The organism is Halomonas marinisediminis (genome assembly GCF_004347715.1).
Lineage (GTDB): Bacteria > Pseudomonadota > Gammaproteobacteria > Pseudomonadales > Halomonadaceae > Halomonas > Halomonas icarae.
On the sequence record NZ_SLTR01000001.1, the window covers coordinates 253,722 to 274,784 of the forward strand.

13 protein-coding genes are annotated in these 21,063 nt (G+C 67.5%); 8 read left to right on the forward strand and 5 right to left on the reverse strand.

Annotation, left to right across the window (positions count from 1 at the left end):
- Positions 1–25: 25 nt before the first annotated feature.
- Both rluF and E0702_RS01265 read right to left on the reverse strand, forming a co-directional pair.
- Positions 26–1,141, reverse strand: a complete 1,116-nt coding sequence (rluF, locus tag E0702_RS01260) for a 23S rRNA pseudouridine(2604) synthase RluF (protein WP_132041147.1) — start codon at positions 1,139–1,141, stop codon at positions 26–28.
- 91 nt (positions 1,142–1,232) lie between these two features.
- A complete protein-coding gene (locus E0702_RS01265) occupies positions 1,233–1,865 on the reverse strand; it encodes a YchJ family protein (RefSeq protein ID WP_439952318.1) in 633 nt (210 codons plus the stop codon).
- Positions 1,866–1,914: 49 nt separating this feature from the next.
- On the opposite strand from E0702_RS01265, the gene E0702_RS01270 reads away from it, so the two are divergent.
- The 3 genes from E0702_RS01270 (at position 1,915) to E0702_RS01280 (ending at position 8,701) form a co-directional block, all read left to right on the forward strand.
- Positions 1,915–4,632, forward strand: a complete 2,718-nt coding sequence (locus tag E0702_RS01270) for a cation-translocating P-type ATPase (RefSeq protein ID WP_132041149.1) — start codon at positions 1,915–1,917, stop codon at positions 4,630–4,632.
- A 65-nt stretch (positions 4,633–4,697) separates the two neighbouring features.
- On the forward strand, positions 4,698–7,361 hold the full coding sequence (locus E0702_RS01275; RefSeq protein ID WP_132041150.1) for a DUF2339 domain-containing protein: 2,664 nt from the start codon (positions 4,698–4,700) through the stop codon (positions 7,359–7,361).
- Positions 7,358–8,701: a DUF3999 family protein gene (locus E0702_RS01280; protein ID WP_132041151.1), complete on the forward strand. Its 1,344-nt coding sequence runs from the start codon at positions 7,358–7,360 to the stop codon at positions 8,699–8,701. The genes E0702_RS01275 and E0702_RS01280 overlap by 4 nt, the downstream gene beginning before the upstream one ends.
- Here E0702_RS01280 and hrpB read toward each other — a convergent pair.
- Both hrpB and E0702_RS01290 read right to left on the reverse strand, forming a co-directional pair.
- Positions 8,698–11,133 carry an ATP-dependent helicase HrpB gene (gene hrpB / locus E0702_RS01285; protein ID WP_132041152.1) on the reverse strand — a complete coding sequence of 812 codons (2,436 nt, stop codon included), beginning with the start codon at positions 11,131–11,133 and terminating at the stop codon, positions 8,698–8,700. The genes E0702_RS01280 and hrpB overlap by 4 nt on opposite strands.
- A gap of 6 nt (positions 11,134–11,139) precedes the next feature.
- Positions 11,140–11,811 carry a TetR/AcrR family transcriptional regulator gene (locus tag E0702_RS01290; RefSeq protein ID WP_132041153.1) on the reverse strand — a complete coding sequence of 224 codons (672 nt, stop codon included), beginning with the start codon at positions 11,809–11,811 and terminating at the stop codon, positions 11,140–11,142.
- Between the two features lie 404 nt (positions 11,812–12,215).
- On the opposite strand from E0702_RS01290, the gene xdhA reads away from it, so the two are divergent.
- The 5 genes from xdhA to E0702_RS01315 all read left to right on the forward strand — a co-directional run bounded on the left by xdhA (position 12,216) and on the right by E0702_RS01315 (position 19,931).
- Positions 12,216–13,751, forward strand: a complete 1,536-nt coding sequence (xdhA, locus tag E0702_RS01295) for a xanthine dehydrogenase small subunit (RefSeq protein ID WP_132041154.1) — start codon at positions 12,216–12,218, stop codon at positions 13,749–13,751.
- Complete coding sequence (gene xdhB, locus E0702_RS01300; RefSeq protein WP_132041155.1) at positions 13,735–16,152, forward strand: xanthine dehydrogenase molybdopterin binding subunit; 2,418 nt, start codon at positions 13,735–13,737, stop codon at positions 16,150–16,152. The genes xdhA and xdhB overlap by 17 nt, the downstream gene beginning before the upstream one ends.
- Positions 16,149–17,024: a xanthine dehydrogenase accessory protein XdhC gene (xdhC, locus tag E0702_RS01305; RefSeq protein ID WP_132041156.1), complete on the forward strand. Its 876-nt coding sequence runs from the start codon at positions 16,149–16,151 to the stop codon at positions 17,022–17,024. Before xdhB ends, xdhC begins: the two co-directional genes overlap by 4 nt.
- Positions 17,025–17,062: 38 nt before the next feature.
- Positions 17,063–18,403, forward strand: coding sequence for a guanine deaminase (guaD, locus tag E0702_RS01310; RefSeq protein ID WP_132041157.1), 1,341 nt, complete (start codon positions 17,063–17,065; stop codon positions 18,401–18,403).
- A gap of 160 nt (positions 18,404–18,563) precedes the next feature.
- The gene (locus tag E0702_RS01315; RefSeq protein WP_132041158.1) at positions 18,564–19,931 is read left to right on the forward strand and encodes an NCS2 family permease; all 1,368 of its coding nucleotides are present in this window, start codon (positions 18,564–18,566) and stop codon (positions 19,929–19,931) included.
- A 101-nt stretch (positions 19,932–20,032) separates the two neighbouring features.
- Here E0702_RS01315 and E0702_RS01320 read toward each other — a convergent pair whose 3' ends face one another.
- Complete coding sequence (locus tag E0702_RS01320; RefSeq protein ID WP_132041159.1) at positions 20,033–21,025, reverse strand: adenosine deaminase; 993 nt, start codon at positions 21,023–21,025, stop codon at positions 20,033–20,035.
- Between the last annotated feature and the right edge of the window lie 38 nt (positions 21,026–21,063).

Sequence of the window (21,063 nt, forward strand, 5' to 3'; positions counted from 1 at the left end):
GTCTCTCTTTATCTGGAGCGAAGCGCTACTTGTTCCTGCCACGGGGCTTGCCGCCCGGGGCCATTGCCTTGGCACGGGAGCCGGAGGGGCGGCCGCCCTTCGGCTTGGCTCCCGGCTTCTTGGGGCCGGCTGGCTTCCCGGCAAACCCCTTGCCGGCTGCCGCGCCCTTGCCAGCCTCCGCGCTCTTGCCCGTCACCTTGCGTTTGCCGGGCTTGCCGGAACTCGGTTTTCCTGCGTCGGGTTTTCCAGTTCGAGAGCTGGCCCCGTCAGCGCCACGCGGCGTGCGTTTCTGGCGTGCTCCCGCCTTGCCTGCCGGCTTTCCCGCCAACTTGCCCGCTGAGCTGCCGCCACGGGCCTTGCTACCGCTCGCCCCCTTGCGCCGGGTCTTGCGACGCGCGGGCTCGCCGGCTTCCGAGGCGGAGTCTTCGGTCATGGCGAGGATCGTCGACACCTCGTCCGGGGTCAGATCACGCCAGTCACCGATGGCCAGCCCCTTGAGCGACACATTCATGATGCGGATGCGCTCCAGCTTTACCACCTCGTAGCCGAATACCTCGCACATCCGGCGAATCTGGCGGTTGAGCCCCTGCACCAGGGTGATATTGAAGACGAAGCGCGACTCCCTGACCACCCGACACTTCTTGGTGACCTCACCGAGGATCGGCACACCACCGGCCATGCCGGCGAGAAACTCGTCGGTCACCGGCTTGTTGACGGTGACCAGGTACTCCTTTTCGTGATTGTTGCTGGCGCGCAGGATGCGGTTGACCAGGTCGCCGTTGTTGGTCAGGAAGATCAGCCCCTGGGAGTCCTTGTCGAGACGGCCGATGGGAAAGATTCGGGTGCCGTGCTTGACGAAGTCGACGATATTGGCCTTCTCGTCCGGGTCGGTGGTGCTGACGATGCCTACCGGCTTGTTGAGGGCGATGAAGACCAGATCCTCCTCCTCCAGCGCCAGGGGCTCGACGACCTGGCCATTCACCTTGACCACGCTGCCGGGGGCGACACGGTCGCCGGGGGTGGCTCGCCTGCCATCGATGCGCACATTGCCCTGCTCGATGTACCTGTCGGCCTCTCGCCGCGAGCACATGCCGCTTTCGCTGATGTACTTGTTGATTCGTTTCGAGAGGGTCTGGGCCATGGGAGATATCCGATCGCAGGAGTGAAGAGTGTTGAGGCGGCGGCCGGCCAGTCTAAGGGCTCATCCGGAGGACGGCCAGCCATAGGAGGGGCTAGCCCAGGGCACAGCAGCGCTTGAACTTGCGCCTGCTGCCGCAGAGGCAGGCCTCGTTGCGCCCGGGCTTCAGGCGCGACACCGTCGGCTGTCCATCCAGATAGCGCCAGTGGCCCGCCTCCCGGCGGAACCGTGACGCCTCTTCGAGCACCCCGTATTGGTGGCCCTCCCGGAAGGTGGCACGAAACGTCACCCAGCCTTCATCCCCCTGCTCGCCGCTGCTCACCACCTGCAGCCGAAGCCAGTGGGTGGTCTCATCCGCCGTCAACGACACGGGGCGGGTGTCGGGATGCCAGCTCGTGAGCAGATAGTCCGTGAGATTCAACGCAAAGGCGCTGTAGCGCGAACGCATCAGCGCCTCGGGCGTGGGGGCAGGCTCCCCGGCATGGTAGCGGCCACAGCACGCGTCCAGCGGCTTGCCACTATCACAAGGGCAGGCACAAGGACAGGCACTAGGACAGACACGAGGACTAGTAGTTGAGGGGCTCGGCATGGAGGCTCCTGTGAGCTTGGCAGTCCACCATCTTACCAAGGGTCGGCAGACGGCTCGACCGGCAGTGCCGGCACCCTTCTCGTCTCGAGACCAACCACTTGAACCGATAACTTGTCCTGCATTACGGCACTGCAACATCGAGTGTGTTACATCTGGAATAGATTGCGCCGCCGCTGGAGGTTAATGGATGTCCGAGCCCCGCCCCTGGAAGAGAGTCGCCTGGCACGCCCAGTCCGAACAGCAGGCCCTCGAGCACCTCGAGGCCGATCGTCACGGGCTGAGCGAGGCCGAGGCCCGAGCTCGTCTGGCGCGCTTCGGCCCCAACCTGCTTCAGCGGGCCGAGGGCCGTCCCTGGTGGAAGCGACTCCTGGAGCAGCTCAACAATACCCTGATGCTGGTGCTGATCGGCGCCGGCGTGGCGAGCCTGGGGCTTGGCCATACTCTGGATGCCATCGCCATCTTCGGCGTGGTGGTGATCATCGCCCTAATCGGTTTCCTTCAGGAGGGCAAGGCCGAGCAGGCCCTGGAGAGCATTCGCGATATGCTCTCGCCCCAGGCCAGGGTGCTGCGTAACGGCAAGCGCCAGACGATCGATGCCGAGGCGCTGGTGCCGGGCGATGTGGTCATGCTGGAGGGCGGTGATCGCGTGCCGGCGGACCTGCGCCTGCTGGAGGCCAAGCGCCTGCGTACCGACGAGGCCTCCCTGACCGGGGAGTCCACCGCGGTGGAGAAGGCTACCGCACCGGTGGCGGATGACACAGACCTTGGCGACCGCACCGGCATGGCCTATGCCGGCACCCTGGTGGTCCAGGGTACCGCTCGCGGGCTGGTCGTGGAGACCGGCATCCGCACCGAGATCGGCCGCATCTCCGAGATGTTGCGCGGCGTGGAACAGCTCAAGACGCCGCTCCTGCGCCAGATCGACCGGGCCGGTCGCATCCTGGCCCTGGTCATCGTGGCCATCGCCGTGCTCACCGCCGTCTTCGGGGTGCTCGTTCACGACAAGCCCGTCGGCGACATGTTCATGGCGGCGGTGGGGCTCGCCGTGGCGGCCATCCCGGAAGGCATGCCGGCCATCGTCACCATCGGCCTGGCCCTGGGGGTGCAGGCCATGGCTCGACAGAATGCCATTATTCGGCGCCTGCCGGCGGTGGAGACCCTCGGCTCGATCTCCACCATCTTCACCGACAAGACCGGCACCCTGACCCGCAACGAGATGACCGCCCGGGCGATCTGGCTGCCGGAGGGTGAGATCCACATCACCGGCACCGGCTTCGCCCCCGACGGCGACTTCCACGCGCTGGATGCCGCCGACAACTCGCATTCGCCCCCTCTGGTAACCGAGGCGCATCGCGCCCTGCACCACTTCCTCGAGGTCGGTGTGCTCTGCAACGATGCCGAGCTGGCCCATGAGGAAGACCAGTGGGTGATCCACGGCGACCCCACGGAGGGTGCCCTGGTGGTGGCGGCGGCCAAGGCAGGAATCGCGACACGCTCCCTGCGAGGTGAGCAACCCCGCCTGGACAGCATCCCCTTCGACTCCAGGCGCAAGTCCATGGCCACCCTGCATGAACGGGAGGGGCAGCAGGTTCTGCTGGTCAAGGGGGCACCCGACCGCCTGCTGGAGCGATGCACTCGGGTGCGTCGCGAGGATGGCGGAGAGATGGCGATCGAGCGCCAGCAGTGGGAAGCACGTATCCACGCGCTGTCGGCCCAGGGCCTGCGGGTCCTGGCCCTGGCCGAGAAACCACTGCGGGAGGTTCAGGCGCTGGAGGATCACCACGCCGAGAACGACCTGATACTGCTGGGGCTGGTGGGACTGCTCGACCCACCTCGCGACGAGGCCATCACGGCGGTGCGGGAGTGCCTGGCCGCCGGCATCCGCCCGGTGATGATCACCGGCGACCACGCGGTTACCGCCCTGGCCATCGCCCGCCAGCTGGGCTTTGCCCATACCGAACGCGCGATACGCGGCCGCGAGATCGAAGCGATGTCCGATGCCGAGCTTCGCGAGGTGGTCCTCGAGGTGGATGTGTTCGCCCGAGCGGCGCCCGAGCACAAGCTGCGCCTGGTTCAGGCGATGCAGGCGCATGGCGGCATCTGTGCCATGACCGGTGACGGGGTCAATGATGGTCCGGCGCTAAAGCGTGCCGATGTCGGCGTCGCCATGGGCATCCAGGGCACCGAAGCCGCCAAGGAGGCCGCGGAGATGGTGCTGGCCGACGACAACTTCGCCACCATCGTCGGGGCCATCCGCGAGGGCCGCAAGGTCTACGACAATATCCGCAAGACCATCACCTATCTGCTGCCCGCCAATGGCGCCCAGGGGCTGGCCATCCTGCTGGCCGTGGTAGCCGGCACCCAGCTACCGGTCACGCCGGTTCAGGCGCTGTGGGTCAATATGGTGGTGGCCGTGACCCTGGGCCTGGCGCTGGCCTTCGAGAAGGGTGAGCACAACCTGATGAGGCGGCGCCCACGAAAACCGGACGCCGCCCTGCTCGACCTCTTCCTGCTGTGGCGGGTGGGCTTTGTCTCCCTGTTGCTGCTGCTCGGCGTGTTCGGGGTCTTCTCGTGGATTCTCAACGCCCAGGGCGGCAGCATCGAGCTGGCACGGGCGGGAGCCGTCAACATGCTGGTGATGGGCAGCGCCGCCTACCTGATCAATAGCCGCTTCCTGATCGACAGCACCCTCAGCCTCGGTGGTATCTTCGGCAGCCGACCGGTGTGGGGCTCCATCGTGGCCGTGGTAGCGTTGCAGCTGGTTTGGACCTACCTGCCTGTCATGCAGCTGGTGTTCGGTGCCGAGGGACTCGCCCCGTCCCACTGGATGGCGATCCTTGCGGTCAACATCGGCCTCTATCTGGTGATCGAAGCCGAGAAGTGGGTGCTGAGGCGGCGCCGCTGAGCCCAGAGCAACAAACGACAACCGGGCGCGTCTCGCCCATGCTGTGAAGTCTCCGGGGAGAATCCATGCCGCTACTGATGACCCTACTGTTGATCCTGCTGGTGCTGCCGAGCCTGATGGCCATCGTCGCCATGGTGCGCCTCACCCGGTTGACGCGAAGGGTGACCGACCTGGAGACGGCGCTGGCGCGCCTCACCGCCGACGACACCCTCGTCGAGAGCGCCAGGGCAGAGCCTCTCGCCACGCCGTCCCACCCAGGCACGATGGGGCCGGCCGCGAAGACTCCACCCCCGGCGGACGCCTGGCAAGAGAGCAACGCACTCGACCCCGGCCGTGGTGCAAGTCAGCAGGCTAGCTGGCCTGACAGGGTCATACATCGCCTCGCCGAGGTGCGTGGCAAGCTCGGGCGCTGGCTCAACGAGGGCAACCTGCCGGTCAAGATTGGCATCCTGGTGCTGTTTGCAGGGCTTGCAGCGCTGATCCGACACGCCTCGACTCAGGGGTGGCTGACCCTCTCCGTCGAGTTGCGCCTGGCCGGCATCGCCCTCCTGGCGGTAGCCGCCCTGGGTGTCGGCTGGCGGCAACGCCGAGCAAGACGGGTGTTCGCGCTGAGCCTTCAGGGCGGTGCCATCGGCGTGCTATTGATGGTCATCTTCGCCGCCGCCCAGCGCTTTGAGCTACTGCCTCTGCCGCTGGCCTTCGCCCTCAGCGTGGCGCTGGTGGCGGGGCTAGGCGTGCTGGGTGCAGTGCAAAATACCCAGGCGCTGGCGGTGCTCGGCAGCCTGGCGGGTTTCCTGGCCCCGCTATGGCTTACCCGAGGCCCCGGTGACCCACTGGTGCTGTTCGGCTACTACGCCCTGCTCAACCTCGGCATCTTTGCCATCGCCTGGGTGCGCCACTGGCGGCTGCTCGATATGCTGGGCTTCGTTGCCACCTTTGCTATCGCCACTGCCTGGGGAGTGCTGGAGTACACGCCCCGCCACTTTGCCGTGGCTCAGCCTTTTCTGGGGATATTCTTTCTGCTCTACCTGATGATTCCGATCCTCCATGCTCGCCGTGATCTTCATGGCTGCGGTGAGGAGGAAGCGGCATCGCCGGGCCGGGGGGCAAGGAGAGTCGATGGAAGTCTGGTCTTCGGCACCCCACTGCTGGCATTCGGCCTGCAGGCGGCACTTCTCGAGGGGAGCCGGTTCCCACTGGCCCTGTGTGCCCTGGGAGTGGCCCTGCTCTACGCCCTCTTCGCCGCAGGACTCACCCGCCGCACCCCCACTCGGCTGCTCGGCGAGTCCCACGCCGCCCTGGCGCTGGGCTTCGCCACCCTGGCCATCCCGCTGGCGCTCTCGGCCAGGGTCAGCGCCGGGCTCCTCGCCATGGAGGGGGTCGCCCTGATATGGCTAGCACTCCGCCAGGGCCGCCTACTTCCTCGCCTCGCGGGCCTGGCACTGCAGTTGATCGCCGGCATTACGCTGCTCGGCAGCCTACTCCTGGTCGGGACCACGAGCACGCCATTGGCCAATGCTGCCTTCATGGCAGGCGGACTAATTGCCGCCGCGGGCCTGGTCAGCGCCGAGCTGCTGTGGCGCACCGGCCTGCCCCGCTGGGCATTGGGTGCCCTGGCCTGGGGACTGGCCTGGTGGCTCGGCATCGTCAACCGTGAGATCGAGCACTTCGCTCCACCGAACCTGACGGACGACTGGCGCCTGGCGCTGCTGGCGCTCACCGGACTGGCCCTGGCGGAGCGCTATCGCCGTCGACCGGCCGCACCGCTGGCCTGGTGTATCGCCGGCGGACTGTTGCTGTCGGCCCTGTCACTCGCCGGGGCGCTCGAGCGGATCCTGCTGGCTCCTCATGTCACCGGTCCTCTCGCCCCCTGGGGCTGGGCCCTGGTGATGGCATTCGGTTATCGACAGCTTCAAGGACTCGCACGCCATACCACAGCACTCAACGGAGAGCCTCTCCCGCCCGTGGCCTGGGCCCAGGGCGCCTGGCTGTGGTGCGCCCCGCTCTTCCTCAGCACCCTGTTGCTCCAACCGCTGCCCCTCCCCCTCGCACCCGCCTGGCAGCTTGCTGCCGCCATGCTGCCCTGGCTGGTGCTTGCCGCGCTGCTACGCCACCACCCCGGCTGGTTGCTACGCCCTCTGAGCGAACCGGCAATGGCGTGGCGTGGCTCCCTGTCGGCCGGGGTACTGCTGATGCTGGTGCTCGCCTGGGTGGTGTTGCTGCTGCGCCCCGGCACCCCCTCCCCGCTGCCCTGGTTGCCATTCGCCAACCCACTCGCTCTGGTGCAGTGGGCTGCCCTGCTGCTCGCCTGGCAGCTATGGCGTGGTGGATTCTGGCCGGCGGCACCGGCACGCCTGGCACCGGTTCTTCTGGGGACCATGGCCTTCGTCCTGCTCACCGTTGAGCTGCTGCGCGGCGCTCACCTGGCAGGCGGCGCCCCCTGGTCGCCGGCGATGCTGGAGCTTGGTCTGGTGCAGACTGGCCTGACACTGCTCTGGAGCCTGCTGGGAGTGGTCGGCTGGGTGCTGGGCTCGCGGCGCCGGCAGCGCACCCTATGGCGACTCTCCGCGCTGTTGATGGCGGTGGTACTGGTCAAGCTGGTAGCAGTGGATCGCCAACACCTGGGCAACCTGCTGGGTATCGCTTCCTTTATCGGCTATGGGCTTCTCTGTATCGGCGTGGGTTACTTCGCCCCGGCACCGCCGCGACGGCAGGAGAAAACACCATGAGGTGCATCGGCATACGGGCACTGCTGCTATGGCCAGGCCTGGCCGTGGCGGAAGCGCTGGAAGTAAACTGGCAGCACGCCTGGCCCCTCCAGGTCGAGTCGCCCGCGGCAGCCTATCGCCTGACCCTGCCCCCGGAGGTCTACCGTAGTCTGCATACCCCGACGCTGGTTGACCTTCAGGTGGTCGACGCCCGCGGGCAAGCCGTTCCCACCCTGCTGCAGAAGCTCCCCACCCCGATATCAAGTGAGCGCGCCCAAGGGGTTCCCTGGTTTCCGCTACCGGCACCCCCAAGCGATACCGCCTATTGGGAATTGATCGGCGAGACCGACGCCTTGGGGCGGTTGCGCCGGATCGAGAGCCGCGGCACGGCGAACAAGGAAGAAAAGGGAGAAGAGACGAGTCCCCGAAACGCCGCCCTGGTCGACCTGAGCGGCCTGGAGGATAACGTTTCCGCCCTGTCACTGAGCTGGGCCTCTGGCGTCCCTGTGGACAGCCTCTATCGCGTAGAGGCGAGTGATGACCTTGAAACTTGGCGCCCCGTACTGGCCAGGGGGCGGCTACTGGATATCTCGCATGACGGCGATCGCCTGGTACGCCGACGTCTCGACCTGGCCGACACCTCGGCGCCATTCCTGCGCCTGCGTCCGCTGCCGGGCCAACCAGCGATCTCTATCGTCGACATTCAGGCGGTGGTGCCCGCGCCTCGGGAGGCCGTGGCCTTGGAGTGGGTGAACCTCGACGGAGAGCGGGTCGCCGCCGATGAGTTCCATTACCGACTGCCCGGACGGCCGCCGATAAGCCTCGCAGATGTGGAGAACGATACGCCCTATAACGCCCGCTGGCGGCTGGAGAGTCGCGAATCACCCAAGGCGCCCTGGAGGGCGACCACCCCCCACTGGACCGGGTATCACCTCGAGCCGCCAACGGGCGAACTGCGTTCCCCGCCCCGGACACTGCACCTCAAGATCCGCGACCGCCACTGGCGGCTGCTGACCGATGCCCCTCACCCCGGTTCGCCACCACAGCTACGGCTTGGATACACCCCTGAGCAGGTGGTGTTCCTGGCTGAGGGTGAGGCCCCCTGGCGGCTCGTCGCCGGCAGCGCACGAGAATATCGCGTGGAGGGGATGCTGGCACCAGTGCTGGATTCGCTGCGGGCGCGTCATGGAGATGGGTGGCAGCCGGCCACCGTCAGCCTGGGCAAGCGGTACTCCCTTGGCGGCGAGGCCGCCCTGATACCGCCTCGAGACTGGCCCCGTTGGCTGCTGTGGGGCGTACTGGTCGCCGGCACGCTACTGGTTGGAGGCTTCGCGCTGCATCTGTTGCGTCGCAACGACTAGACCCGAGGCCTCTTGGTACGGGCGGTGGCCTCGGCGGCCATGGGATCCTCGGGCCAGGGGTGTTTGGGGTACCGACCGCGCATCTCGCGACGCACCTGCGCATAGCCCCCGGCCCAGAAGCTGGCCAGGTCGGCGGTGACCTGCAGCGGCCGACGCGCCGGCGAGAGCAGATGCAACAGTACCGCCTCGCGCCCCTCGGCAACCCGCGGCGAGGCGCGCCAACCGAAGCACTCCTGCAGCTTTACCGCCAGCACCGGTGGCTTGCCCGTCAGGCAGGGCGCGTAGTCGACCCGGTGGGTAGCACCGCTGGGCACCGTCAGGCGCTCCGGGACGAGCTCATCGAGGCGTCCTCGAAGGGGCCAGTCGAGGCTATCCAGCAGCAGACGCCCCAGCGGCAGGCGCTCCACGGCGTCCAGCCGGCGAATGCCGTCGAGGTGGGGCCCCAGCCAGTCGTCGAGTCCCTCGAGCAGCGCCTCATCGGACACCTCCGGCCACGCGTCGCCCAAGGTGCGGTGCAGCAACGCCAGCCGGCCCCGCAGTTGAGTCAGCGCCTCGTTATCCGGGAGCCCGCGGCGGCGCAGGGCATCGAGCAGAGCCTGGCGCACCGCCCCCGGCGGCAACGCCTGAAGGGCACGTCGCTCGAGCACCACGGCCCCCAGGCCGCGCACCGCCTCCCCCGTCAGCCCACCCTGCTCGTCGGACCACTCGAGACGCGTGCGCCACTCGGCACACTCGGGATAGAGCGCCTCCAGGCGCTCGCGAGACAGCGCCACGGCGCGAAAGATACGCGCGCCGCTGGCCTCACCGGAGAGCTCAGCGGCCACCAGCAGCTCGGTGTGTGCCAGGGGATGGCCCTCGGGCAGGGTGGCGTGCCCACCGCCGGCGAGGCGGAAACGCCCCGGCGACTCGAGACGCTGGGCGATACGCTCCGGGTAGGCGATGGCCAGCAGCTCCCCGAGTGGGCTCGGGTCGGAGACCTCGAGTGCCACCCCGGCGATGCGGGCCAGACGCTCGGCGTCGCGATGCCACTGGCGGTGCGACCGAGGCGCGCCCAGCCGGGCCTGCAGCATGCGCTCCAGGTCACGCTCCTGGTCGACCACGCGCTCCTCGAGCAGTGCCACCAGGGCACAGGCCAGTGCGGAAGCCCGGCGCTCGACGGCACGCTCCAGCATCGCCGCCAGGCGAGGATGCGTGGGCCAGCGCGATGCGCCTCGCCCAAGCTCGGTGAGGTGGTCGGCATCATCCACCAGCCCGAGACGGCGAAGCAGGTCGCGAGCGGCGGCCAGGGGCCCGGCCGGTGGCGGCGTCGCCCAGGCCAGCTGGTGGGCGTCGGTGATACCCCAGCGCGCCAGCTCGTAGGCCAGCGGCGCCAGGTCGGCTTGACGAATCTCCGGCTCACCATGAGGAATCAGCGGCTGCTCCTCGGCCCACAGCCGGACGCAGAGCCCCGGCCCCTGCCTGCCGGCACGCCCGCGTCGCTGGTCGGCGCTGGCACGGTTGACTCGCCGGGTCTCCAGCCGGGTCAGGCCGCTGCGCGGCTGGAACACCGGTACCCGTTCGCGACCGGCATCCATCACCAGGCGCACGCCATCCACGGTGACGCTGGATTCGGCGATGGCGGTGGCCAGCACCACCCGGCGGCGCCCCTCGGGGTCGGGACGCAGGGCGCGGCGCTGGGCGTCGAGAGGCAGGCGTCCGTGGAGCTCCAGGGCAAGCAGCTCGGGGGCACGGCTGGCCAGTTCCGCCGCCAGGCGACGAATCTCCGCCACCCCGGGCAGGATCACCAGGGCGTCCCCCTGTTGCTCGGCCATGGCGTCGAGCAGTGCCCTGGCCTGTTGAGCAGGCAGCTCCTGGCGGGCATTGAGCGTTCGATAGCGGGTCTCGACCGGAAAGGTTCGACCGGGACACTCGATCACCGGCGTCTCCTGACCCAGCACGCCGAGCAGGGCTTCGACATCCAGGGTGGCCGACATCACCAGCAGGCGCAGGTCATCACGCACCGTCTGGGCGTCCAGGGCCAGGGCGAGGCCCAGATCCGCCTCCAGGCTACGTTCATGAAATTCATCGAAGAGGATGCCGGCCACGCCCTCGAGCAGGGGGTCCTCCTGCAGCATCCGGGTGAGCACCCCCTGGGTCACCACCTCCAGACGCGTGGCGGGGCCCACCCGGCTCTCGCCGCGCATCCGGTAGCCCACCGTCTCCCCGAGCCGTTCACCGAGTTGATCGGCCATGAAGCCAGCGGCCAGTCGTGCCGCCACTCGTCGCGGCTCGAGCAGCAGCAGGCGGCCTTCCCGGGCCCAGGGGGCATCGAGCAGGGAGAGCGGCACCCGGGTGGTCTTGCCGGCACCGGGTTCGGCCACCAGCAGCGCACGGGAGTGATCGATGAGCGCCGCCTGAATGGCGTCGAGACGCGTGTCGATGGGCAGGGTCATGACGTGTCAGCGCTCCGCCTCGGCACGTGCCTTGACGCCACAGCCCTTGAGGATCACCCGGGTCAGGAAGGTGGTGATGCTCTCGACATCGCTGTCGCTGAGCGACTCCCGGTCGGTGATGCCGACCACCTGGGCCTCGAAGTCGGCGTAGTGCTGTGTCGCCGACCAGATCAGGAAGATCAGCCAGACCGGGTCGACCGGGTCCATCAGCCCGCGCTCGGCCCATTGGCGAAAGATCGCCGCGCGGGCCTCTACCCAGTCCCGCAGGTCACCACGCAGATACTCCTGGAGGAAGGGGGCGCCGGCCAGAATCTCGGCGGCAAACAGTCGCGACCCCTCGGGGTGTCGCCGGGAGAGCTGCATCTTGCTGCGGATAAAGGCCTCCAGTACCTCGGCCGGGTCGTCATCCACGGAGATCTCGTCGAGCAGCGCATTCCAGCGCGCCATCATCCGCTCCAGCAGACGCACATAGAGGCCACGCTTGCTGCCCATGTAGTAGAGGAGGTTCGACTTGGGCAGCCCCGCCCGGGCCGCGATCTCGGCCAGACTGGCGCCACGGTAGCCATGATCCGCGAACACCCGCTCGGCGGCGGCCAGTATCTCGCGCTCGTTGCGCTCCCGGGTGGCCCCGCTGCCGTTGTCGGTGCGAACGGAAACGACAGCATCACGCTGGTTCATGGGGGCTCTCCTGGCCGGTCGGAATGGCAGAAGTTTGCCGCACGCCCCCAAGGCGTGCAAACCATAGTGGCGATGGTCGGCAGGGATATCGCCGTTATCGGAAACAAGGGGCGCTGGGGACAAGCCGAAGAGGAGGTCCTACGCCAGGGAAGGCGTCGGTAGCGTACAGGGAAGTATTCACAGCGCCTCCTCGTAGGCTTGTCGCCAGATCAGCCCCGAGCCACCAGGCTGCCAAGCTATCTTGCGATTGCCCTGGACTAGTCGGGCCAGAGCTTGCATTCCTCCCTTTCCTGAACCAAGCTAAAAGTCTTCCTGACCGATCGGTCAGACGGGTTCGAGGCTCCCCCTGACAGCAAAGCCTCGGATTCCGCCACCGGCCGAATTCCAACCACAAGAGAACGGTGATGATTGAATTCCTGCTCAACGGCCAACCGCGCCGGTGCGAGGCGACGCCCGACACCAGCGTGCTCGAGCTGCTGCGCGACACCCTGGGCCAGACCGGTACCAAGGAGGGCTGCGCCACCGGTGACTGCGGCGCCTGCACCGTGGCCATCGGCGAGCGCGACGACCAGGGTACCCTTCGCTACCAGGCCGCCAACGCCTGCATCACGCCCGCTCATCAGCTCAACGGTCGCGCCCTGGTAACCGTCGAGGGGCTGGCCCGGGGCGATGCCCTGCACCCGGCACAGGCGGCCATGGTCGCGTGCCACGCCAGCCAGTGTGGCTTCTGTACCCCGGGGATCGTGATGTCGCTGTTTACCCTTCACGAAGAACAACAGCGCGCACCTGCCCCGCTGACGGCGGCGCGTCTGGAGGCAACGCTTGGCGGCAACCTCTGCCGCTGCACTGGCTATCGCCCGATTCGCGATGCCGCCATGACCATGGGTGACTACCCCGACCCCGCCGTCAGGGTCTGGGAGCCGTCGGCCCCGGAAGGCAACAGCGTCAAGGAGGGTGAGAAACCGGAGAGCGCCAGGCCGGCGTTCCCGTCGAAGGAGTCCGGCTTTATTCAGCCCGCCTCGCTGGAGGCACTGATCGCCGAGCGCCGGGCGCATCCCGAGGCGCCACTGGTCGCCGGGGGCACCGATCTCTGGCTCGAGGTGACCCAACGCCTGGCCCGTTTCCCGCGCGTCGTGGACCTGACCCGGGTGCCCGCGCTCCAGCACATCGAGCCGACCACGCTGGATGACGGACGGCAAGGCTGGTGGATCGGCGGGGCGGTGACCTATGCACGGCTCGAGCCGCTGCTGGCCGAGCACTACCCCGCCTTCGAGCATCTGCTCCATCGTCTGGGCTCGGCCCAGGTACGCAACCGCGGCACCCTGGGTGGCAATATCGCCAACGCCTCGCCCATCGGCGACACCCCGCCGGTGCTGCTCGCCCTGGGCAGTCGCCTCTGGCTGGCGGGTCCCGGAGACGGTGAAGGAGGAAGCGGTGAAGAAGTCGTCGAACGCGAGCTCCCCCTCGATGAATTCTTCCTCGATTACAAGCGCACCGAACTGCGCCCGGGCGAGGTGATTCGCGCCATTTTCCTGCCCCACCCCCAGCCCGAACGGGAACTCAGGATCTGGAAGCTCTCGAAGCGTCGTGAGGATGATATCTCTGCGGTACTCGGCGCCTTTACCTGGCGCCTCGACGACGGCGTGATGCGCGACGTGCGTCTGGCCTTCGGCGGCATGGCGGCGACCCCTAAACGCGCCCTCGCGGCCGAGGCGGCCCTGGAGGGACACGCCCCTACACCTGCGGCCTTCGCTGCGGCGCGTCCCGCCCTCGAGACGGACTTCCAGCCCATGAGTGATGTGCGCGGCAGCGCCGACTACCGCCGCCTCAGCGCCGCCAACCTGCTCGAACGGCTGCGTCTGGTTGTGAGTCAAAGAGATCAACTCGACAACAATTCCCACGGCTCCCGGGAGGTCATGCTCCATGCGTACGCTCACTAAGCCCCGCCAGCGCCAGGGAAGCGCCACCGCCAGCAGCACCCACGCTCACGCCCACGAGAGCGCGATCAAACACGTGACCGGGCGAGCCACCTATATCGATGATATTCAGGCGCCGGCGGGATGCCTGCACCTGGCACTGGCGCTCTCTCCGGTGGCCCACGGCCGCCTGGCGCCGATCGACATGGAGCGCGTCCGCGCCCTGCCAGGCGTGGTCGACGCGGTCGGCTTTCACGACGTGCCGGGGCATACCGATATCGGTCCGGTATTTCCTGGCGATCCGATCTTTGTGGAAGAAGAGATCAGCTACGCGGGCCAGGTCCTGTTCGCCATCGCCGCACAGAGCCAGCGCGCCGCCCGAGAGGCGGTCAAGGCCGCCATGGACGCAGGCGTCGTGAAGATCGACGAGCAGCCGGCCAGCCTCGACCCGGTGGCCGCCGCCGAGCGGGGCGAGCTCGTGCGCCCGACCCACGTTCAGGAGAGCGGCGACTGGCAGGCCACCCTCGCCATGGCCTCCTCGGTCGTGGAGGGCGAGCAGTTCGTCGGCGGTCAGGAGCACTTCTATCTCGAGGGCCAAGCCTGCCTGGTGACGCCCACCGAGGACGAGGGCGTCGTGGTTCACACCTCCAACCAGCACCCCAGCGAGACCCAGAAGCTGGTCGCCGAGGTGTTGGGCATTCCCCTGCATGCGGTGACGGTGGAGGTGCGCCGCATGGGGGGCGGCTTCGGAGGCAAGGAGACCCAGGCCTCGCCGTGGGCGTGCATCGCCGCCCTGATCAGCCGTCGCACCGGGCGTGCCGCCAAGCTACGCCTGCCCCGCGCCGAGGACATGCGCGCCACCGGCAAGCGCCACCCCTTCCACAATCGCTACCGGCTAGGCATCGACGAGGCGGGCGTGATCCAGGGCGGCGAACTTACCCTGATCGGTGACTGCGGATACTCGCCGGACCTCTCCGAGGCGATCGTCGACCGCGCCATGTTCCACGCCGATAATGCCTACTCGCTGGGCCAGGCCCGGGTCACCGGCCACCGAGCACGCACCCACTTCGCCTCCAACACCGCCTTCCGCGGCTTCGGGGGGCCCCAGGGCATGATGGTAATCGAAGCGGCCATGGACGATATTGCGCGGCGTGTCGGCGAGGACCCGCTGACCATTCGCAAGCGCAACCTCTACCGCGGTGGCGAGGCGCCCCTGCGTCGTACCACCCACTATGGTCAGACGGTGGAGCAGCTCGGCCTGCTCCACGAACTGATCGAGCGTCTGGAAGCCTCCAGCGAGTACTGGCAGCGCCGCCGTGAGATCACCGAGTTCAATGCCCAAGGCTCCGTGATCAAGCGAGGGCTGGCGCTGACGCCGGTGAAGTTCGGCATCTCCTTCACCGCCCAGCACCTCAACCAGGCCGGTGCCCTGCTCCACGTCTATACCGACGGTAGCGTGCAGATCAATCACGGCGGTACCGAGATGGGCCAGGGCCTGCATACCAAGATCTGTCAGGTGGTGGCACGCGAGCTGGGGCTGGATCTCGAGGCGGTACGCATCACCGCTACCCGCACCGACAAGGTTCCCAACACCTCACCGACGGCCGCCTCCAGCGGCGCCGACCTCAACGGCATGGCCGCCCGGGACGCCTGCCTCAGGCTCAAGGAGCGGCTCTTCGACTTCGCCGCCGCGAACCTGTATGCCGACCAGGGGCTGGAGCGCGACGGCATGCACCTGGAAGCGGGCCACCTGGTGGCCGGCAGCGGCGAGAGCCAGCGGCGCATCCCCTGGGGTGAGCTGGTGCAGGCGGCCTACTTCGGGCGGATATCGCTCTCCGAGAAGGGCTTCTATGCCACCCCGCTGATCCACTATGACCGCGAAACCGGCAAGGGGCGCCCCTTCTACTACTACGCCTTCGGCGCCGCCGTCAGTGAGGTCCAGGTCGACACCCTGACGGGGGAGTATCAGGTGACACGCGTCGACATCCTTCACGACGTCGGCGATTCGCTCAACCCGGCCATCGACCTGGGCCAGGTCGAAGGTGGTTTCATCCAGGGCATGGGCTGGCTGACCAGCGAGGAGCTCAGGTGGAACGACGACGGGCGCCTGCTCAACGAGGGGCCAGCCACCTACAAGATCCCCACCTACGGGGACCTGCCGCCGGTGTTCAATATCGAGCTGATGGAGGGCCACCCCAACTCCATGGCCAGCCTCTACCGCTCCAAGGCGGTGGGCGAACCCCCCTTCATGCTGGCCATCTCGGTATGGTCGGCGCTTCGTGATGCCCTGGCTAGCCTTGCTGGCTACCATGCCTCGCCACGCCTGGATACGCCGGCAACGCCGGAGCGGGTATTGATGGCCGCCGAGGCGTTGCGCCGCCATGGCCATCAGGAGGCAAGGGCCAGCGAGGAGGTAGTGCCATGAGTGCGCGCCCGGAAAGCTGGCACGCCGCCCTTCATCGCTTGCAGCAGGAGGGCGTGCCCCATGCCCTGGCTACTCAGGTCACCAGCGCCGGCTCGACGCCACGCGAGCCCGGGGCACGCATGGTGATCACCACAGACGCCGTCTACGACACCCTGGGAGGTGGCACCTTCGAGTGGCAGACCATCGCCGCCGCTAGGCAGCGCCTGGCCGGTGATGACGGGCAACCGCAGCCCGGCATCAGCCTGGAAGCCTTCAGCCTGGGCGGTCGCAGTGGCCAGTGCTGTGGTGGCTTCGTCAATGTGCTGATCGAGGTCTTCCCCGGCAGCACCACCACCCTTGCGCTATTCGGCGCCGGCCATGTGGGCAGCGAGATCGCCCGCCTGGTCGAGCCGCTCGGCTGGCAGCTGCTATGGCATGACAGCCGCGAGGGCGTCTTTCCCGACTGGGCATCCCACCAGGCGCGACTGGCATGCCGCCCGGCACCGGATCCCGAGGCCGCCGTGGCCGCCCTGCCGCCGGACACCCACTGTCTGGTGATGACCCATGACCATGCCGAAGACCGCGCCCTGATAGACGCCCTGCTGCGTCGCGGTGACTGCGCCTCCATCGGTCTGATCGGTTCCCGGAGCAAGTGGGCCAGCTTCCGCTCGCGTCTGCGCGACGCCGGCCACGATGAGGCCGCCCTGGCTCGGGTGCGCTGTCCCATGGGCATGATGACGACAGGAGCAGAGGGAAATAGGCAGAGAGGCAGCGACAAGCGCCCCTACGCCATCGCCCTGGCCACCGTGGCCGAGCTGCTGCCACTGGTGGCGGATAACGAACGCCCCGACCAACGGGGCCTTGACTCGGCCGAGCTGCGCGCTCTTTTCTAGCCAGCGACCCAAAAGACCCACTGAGCCTCGACAACGTGATGACAAAGTCTGACTCGCGCGTGCTGCGCGCCGAACTGCTGAGCTTCGATGCCGACCCCGGCGACAGCGACACGCCCGCCCCGGGCAGTGTGCGCCATATCGCCGATGGCGCCCTGTGGATCGAGCATGGTCGGATCCGGGCGGTGGAGGAGTACGCCAGCCTGGCACCGACCCTGCCCCCCGACACCGAGGTGATCGATCATCGCGGCAAGCTGATTACACCGGGCTTTATCGATAGCCACGTGCACTATGTGCAGCTCGAGATCATTGCCTCCTACGGTCGCCAGCTGCTCGACTGGCTCAATGACTACACCTTCCCCGAAGAGCAGCGCTTCGCCGACCCCGACCACGCCGCGGCGCTCTCCGATGCCTTCCTCGACGAGCTGTTGCGGGTCGGCACCACCACCGCCCAGGTGTTCTGCTCCAGCCATCCCGCCTCGGTGGATGCCTTCTTCGCCGCCAGTCACCGCCGCGGCCTGTGCATGCTGGCGGGAAAGGTGCTGATGGACCGCCATGCCCCGGCTGGGTTGACCGACGACCTCGAGGGGGGCATCCGTGACAGTGAGCGACTGATCGGCGACTGGCACGGCAAGGGGCGGCTCGGCTACAGCCTGACGCCGCGCTTCGCCCCGACCTCCACTCGCGCGCAGCTCGACGCCGCCGGTGGGGTGCTGCGCAGCGACGACAGCTTGTGGGTGCAGACCCACCTGGCCGAGAACACCGGCGAGCTCGACTGGGTCGCCGAGCTCTTCCCGGGCAGTCGGGACTACCTGGAGGTCTATGAACAGTCGGGGCTGGTCGGCCCGCGCAGTACCTTCGCCCATGGCATCCACCTCGACAACGAGATGCGCACACGGCTGGCCGAACGCGGAGCCAACCTGGCCTTCTGCCCTAGCTCCAATCTCTTCCTGGGCAGCGGATTGTTCGACCGTCAGGCCGCCCGGGAGATGGCGTTGAACGTCACCTTCGCCAGTGACGTAGGCGCCGGAACCGACCTCTCCGGTCTTGCCACGCTCAAGGCCGCCTATCAGGTGGGACAGCTGCGCGGTCAGCCTCTCACCGCCTGGCAGGGACTCTATGGACTGACGCTGGGCAATGCCCGGGCACTCTCTCTCGAGGCCCATATCGGCCGTCTGGCGCCGGGCATGGCCGCCGACTTCGTGGTGCTCGACCCTGCCGCCACACCGCTGATGGCGCGGCGTACGGCGCGAAGCACCTCGCTTTCCGAAACGCTCTTCGCGGTGATGATGATGGGCGACGACCGCTGTGTCGCCGAAACCTGGGCCGATGGTCGTTTACAACATCGACGTGATGACCTGGAAGAAAGGCACAGGTCCTGAACACGAGTGAAGGGCTCCTCGTGTCGGCGTACCAGCGAGGCGCCGACACGTCCCGGCCATGGTGGGCACCAGGGAGCGTTCCGTCATCATGGCCCATCAAGAATCGCCGATCGACAACAACTGATTCAGTACTGCTACTCAACAACAACAAGGGGTATCCATGAGCGCCAACACTTCGCCACTGGCCGATAAATCGACGAGCGTGCCGACGCCGGCCGACGTGCACCCACTCGATCGTTACTTCGGTGTCAGCCGACGAGGCTCCAGCATAAGGACCGAGATCCTTGCCGGCGTCGCCACCTTCCTGGCTTCGATGTATATCATCGTGGTCAACCCGGCGATCCTGGCCGAGGCCGGCATCCCCTTCTCGGCGGCACTCTCCGCCACCGTGCTGATCAGTTTCATGAGCAGCCTGGCCATGGGCCTGTATGCGCGCAACCCCATCCTGGTCGCACCGGGCATGGGCATGAACGCCCTGTTCACCTATACGCTGGTGCTGGGGGCCGGCCTCTCCTGGGAGGTCGCCCTGGGCTGCGTATTCTGGTCGGGTGTGCTGTTTGCCGTGCTCGCGGTGTTCAATGTGCGCAAGGCGATCATCGAGGCGATTCCCGCCTCGCTACGCTATGCCATCACCTGCGGCATCGGCCTCTTTATCACCTTTATCGGGCTGAAGAACGCCGGCTTTATCGTGGGCAGCGAGGCTACCCTGGTGACCCTGGGCAGCTTTGATCCCGGTCTGGTGACCTTCTTCATCGGCCTGATGGCCACCGCCGTGATGGTGATCCTGCGCATGAACGGCGCCCTGATCCTGGGCATCGCGCTGACCACGCTGCTGGCGGCCCCCATGGGTCGGCTGTGGGGCGAGGAGCTGATGGTGGAGTGGAGCGGTCTCGCCGCCTGGCCAGACTTCGGTGCCGTCTTGAGGGTCGATATCCTCGGTGCCCTCAAGGTGGCCTACCTGCCCTTCATCTTCGTGATGCTGTTCACCAACTTCTTCGACGCCCTCTCCTGCTTCATGGCGCTGTCGGAGTCCGCCGACCTCAAGGACGAAGATGGCAACCCGCGCAACCTCAAGCGCTCCATGACCGTGGACGCCTTCGCCTCGATGATCGCAGCACCACTGGGCACCAGTGCCGCCCAGACCTTTATCGAGTCCGGGGCGGGCGTGGCCCAGGGGGGACGCACCGGGCTGGTTGCGGTGACCATCGCCCTGCTGTTCCTGCCCTTCCTGTTCCTGTCGCCGCTGCTGTCCCTGGTGCCAGCCATCGCCACCGCCCCGGCCCTGGTGCTGGTTGGGCTGTTCATGCTGTCGCCGATCGGCCGCATCGACTGGGGTCGTTACGAAGAGGCCTTTCCCGCCTTCCTGGCGATCATCCTGATGCCGCTCACCTACTCCATCACGCTGGGCATCGCCTTCGGCTTCCTGAGTTACGTGCTGATCAAGCTGGCCACCGGCAAGGGTGGCGAGATTCGACTCGCCATGTGGGTCTCCGCCGCCCTCTGCGTGGTGCTGCTCGCCACTACATGAGCCCGATGGCGATGATGCAGGCCTGACCATGCGCCGGGCCTGGATAGCAAGACGGCAGCCTCTGGGCTGCCGTCTTCGGTCATGACGATACGTCTGGCCGGTCAGGCCTCTTCCAGCTGCCGACGCCACTCCTGGCGGCGTGCCTCATCGACGAAGGCGGCCTCGATGGCGTTGCCGGCCAGGCGCCTGAAGGTCTCCTTGCCCCAGCCGAAGGCGCGCTTGCAGGCCAGGAAGTTGGCGAGCATGCCGCCGCCGAAGTAGGCGGGGTCGTCGGAATTGAGGGTCACATTGAGCCCTTCGGCCAGCATCCGTGGCAGCGGGTGCTCCTCGAGCCGTTCAACCACCCTGAGGCGCAGATTGGAGAGCGGACATACCGTCAGCACCACCTGCTCGTCGCGCAGCCGGGCCACCAGGGCCGGGTCCTCCAGGCAACGCACCCCGTGATCGATACGACACACGTCGAGCCGGTCGAGAGCGTTGCGAATGTACTCGGGGGGGCCCTCCTCGCCGGCATGCGCTACCCGTGGAATCCCCAGACGGCGAGCCCGTTCGAAGACCTCACTGAACGCCTCCGGCGGATTGCCCAGTTCGGCGCTATCCAGCCCCACGGCATCGAGCATCTCCCAATAGGGCGACGCCTGCTCCAGCACCCACATCGCCTCATCGGCATCACGGTCGCGCAGAAACGCCATGATCAGTGCCGTGGAGAGACCCAGCTCCCTCTCGGCCTCGCGGCATGCCAGGGAGAGCCCCTCCATGACGACCGCCAGACCGACGCCCCGCACGAGGTGTGCCTGGGGGTCGAAGTGCATCTCCACATGCACCACGCCCTCGGCATGGGCACGGCGAAAGTAGGCCATGGCCAGATCATGAAAGTCCCGGGCGGTCTGCAATACGCTCATCCCCTGATAGTAGAGGTCGAGAAAGGATTGCAGGTCGCTGAAGTCATAGGCGGCATGCACCTCCTCCACCGAGGCGTAGGGCAGCGTGACGCCGTTGCGCTCGGCCAGGGCAAACATCAGCTCGGGCTCCAGGGTGCCTTCGATATGCAGGTGCAGCTCAACCTTGGGCAGTCGGGTCAGGAAGTCTCGCATCGCTTATCTCACTCTCCTGGAACGATATGGAGCCATGC

Excerpts from the sequence above, each read along its gene's own strand:
- xdhB (WP_132041155.1), top strand. The coding sequence starts at position 13,735 with ATGCGTACGCTCACTAAGCCCCGCCAGCGCCAGGGAAGCGCCACCGCC.
- hrpB (WP_132041152.1), bottom strand. The coding sequence starts at position 11,133 with ATGACCCTGCCCATCGACACGCGTCTCGACGCCATTCAGGCGGCGCTC.
- E0702_RS01290 (WP_132041153.1), bottom strand. The coding sequence starts at position 11,811 with ATGAACCAGCGTGATGCTGTCGTTTCCGTTCGCACCGACAACGGCAGC.
- E0702_RS01270 (WP_132041149.1), top strand. The coding sequence starts at position 1,915 with ATGTCCGAGCCCCGCCCCTGGAAGAGAGTCGCCTGGCACGCCCAGTCC.
- xdhA (WP_132041154.1), top strand. The coding sequence starts at position 12,216 with ATGATTGAATTCCTGCTCAACGGCCAACCGCGCCGGTGCGAGGCGACG.
- E0702_RS01320 (WP_132041159.1), bottom strand. The coding sequence starts at position 21,025 with ATGCGAGACTTCCTGACCCGACTGCCCAAGGTTGAGCTGCACCTGCAT.
- E0702_RS01280 (WP_132041151.1), top strand. The coding sequence starts at position 7,358 with ATGAGGTGCATCGGCATACGGGCACTGCTGCTATGGCCAGGCCTGGCC.
- rluF (WP_132041147.1), bottom strand. The coding sequence starts at position 1,141 with ATGGCCCAGACCCTCTCGAAACGAATCAACAAGTACATCAGCGAAAGC.
- xdhC (WP_132041156.1), top strand. The coding sequence starts at position 16,149 with ATGAGTGCGCGCCCGGAAAGCTGGCACGCCGCCCTTCATCGCTTGCAG.
- guaD (WP_132041157.1), top strand. The coding sequence starts at position 17,063 with ATGACAAAGTCTGACTCGCGCGTGCTGCGCGCCGAACTGCTGAGCTTC.
- E0702_RS01275 (WP_132041150.1), top strand. The coding sequence starts at position 4,698 with ATGCCGCTACTGATGACCCTACTGTTGATCCTGCTGGTGCTGCCGAGC.
- E0702_RS01265 (WP_439952318.1), bottom strand. The coding sequence starts at position 1,865 with ATGTTGCAGTGCCGTAATGCAGGACAAGTTATCGGTTCAAGTGGTTGG.
- E0702_RS01315 (WP_132041158.1), top strand. The coding sequence starts at position 18,564 with ATGAGCGCCAACACTTCGCCACTGGCCGATAAATCGACGAGCGTGCCG.